Source organism: Clostridium sp. SHJSY1, assembly GCF_031626875.1.
Taxonomy (GTDB): Bacteria; Bacillota; Clostridia; order Clostridiales; family Clostridiaceae; genus Clostridium.
On the sequence record NZ_JANDMF010000131.1, the window covers coordinates 1 to 560 of the forward strand.

Sequence of the window (560 nt, forward strand, 5' to 3'; positions counted from 1 at the left end):
TATCGCAGCTTATCACGTCCTTCATCGGCTCCTGATGCCAAGGCATTCACCATGCGCCCTTTGTAGCTTGACCTATCATCTTCGCGGCGTTATTTCTGCGTCGCCTATGTGCTACATGACTCACATACCTGAAGTATGCTCCATGCACTTCGCCTTTGGCTCCTTGAACCTAACGTCGCTCAGTTTTAACTTTCAACAGTTTTTACTAAATTTATTTTTTTTACTTTCTCAGCAATAAAAAATTGCAAAAAAATAAAATATTAATAATATATTTTAGTTTCTACTTTCAAGATAAAACTAGTTTTAATATACAAAGAATATTTCTTGGCTTGTTGTATTTATACAAACAATATATACTATGTGCAATTTTCAAAGAACAAACTGAGATACCTTTATGATCTCTCAAAATTGAACAGAAAGTTAAAACCTATATCTTTAGAGAAGAAAATCTAATAAAGATTTTTTTCTTTACTAGTCAAACATCTTGTTTGCTAGATTTCTCCATAGAAAGGAGGTGATCCAGCCGCAGGTTCTCCTACGGCTACCTTGTTACGACTTCA

General features: G+C 34.5%; 2 rRNA genes. Both read right to left on the reverse strand.

Going from position 1 to position 560, the window contains the following annotated elements:
• Positions 1-73, reverse strand: a 23S ribosomal RNA gene (locus NNC19_RS23460); the annotation flags it as partial.
• A 434-nt stretch (positions 74-507) separates the two neighbouring features.
• Positions 508-560: ribosomal RNA gene (locus NNC19_RS23465) — 16S ribosomal RNA — on the reverse strand; the annotation flags it as partial.